Origin of the sequence: Glutamicibacter protophormiae (assembly GCF_014647495.1) — a bacterium.
Lineage (GTDB): Bacteria > Actinomycetota > Actinomycetes > Actinomycetales > Micrococcaceae > Glutamicibacter > Glutamicibacter protophormiae.
Genome location: NZ_BMPH01000035.1, coordinates 1 through 956 on the forward strand (window position 1 = coordinate 1; position 956 = coordinate 956).

1 protein-coding gene is annotated in these 956 nt (G+C 64.4%); it reads right to left on the bottom strand.

What is annotated here, in order from left to right; genetic code table 11:
* A partial coding sequence (locus IEY43_RS18010; RefSeq protein ID WP_188950405.1) for an IS256 family transposase occupies nucleotides 1-956 on the bottom strand: 956 nt, incomplete at both ends.

A 956-nucleotide genomic window follows, 5' to 3' on the forward strand; every position in this document is an offset into this window, starting at 1 on the left:
TCAAATACGGTTCAATCCGCTCCGGGTACGCCATCGCCAACTGCTGCAACGCCTGCTTCCAGCCGTTCGTCCCGGCGCCTTCCACCAGATGTGACCCGGCGCCGGCCCGCGGGGTGCGGCCCTTCTTCTGCGCATCCTTGAACCGCTCCCGGGCCCGCTTGTCCTCGATATTGCAGATCGCCAGCCACAGCATCTTCACCGCCGCCGCATCGGAGGGGAAATGGCCCCGGGACTTGGTGACCTTGCGCAGCTGGTAGTTCATCGACTCAATCGCATTGGTCGTGTAGATGACCTTGCGCAGCTCGGGGCCGAACTCCAGGAACGGGGTAAAGCGTTCCCACGCGTTGCGCCACGTGGCCACCGCCGACGGATACTTCTGCCCCAGCGCGCTGGCTTCGAAATCATCCAACGCCTTCGCGGCGGATTCGATGCTCGGAGCCGTGTAGATGCTCTTCAACTGGGCACTGACCGCTTTGCGGTCACCATAGGAGACGAACCGGTTCGCCGCGCGGATCAGGTGCACCACGCAGGTCTGCACGGTCGCCCGCGACCACGTCGCCTCAATCGCCTCGGGGAAGCCAGTCAGCCCGTCGCAGCAGGCAATCAGGACGTCTTTCACGCCGCGGTTGGCCAGCTGCGCGCAGACCTGCGCCCAGAACTTCGCCCCTTCATTCTCCGTGACCCACAGGCCCAGCACGTGCTTGACGCCTTCCACCGTCACGCCGATGGCCATATGCGCGGCCTTGTTCCGCACCTGGTGGCCGTCGCGGACCTTGACCACCAGCGCATCCAAGTAAAGGATCGGGTAGAACTCTTCGAGCGGGCGTTCCTGCCAGGCGGCGACTTCGTCGAGCACTTCGTCGGTGATCTTGGAGATGGTGTCGTGGGAGAGCTGGGTGCCGACGGTGGTTTCCAGGTGGTAGGCGATATCCCGCACCGTCATGCCGCCGGCGTAG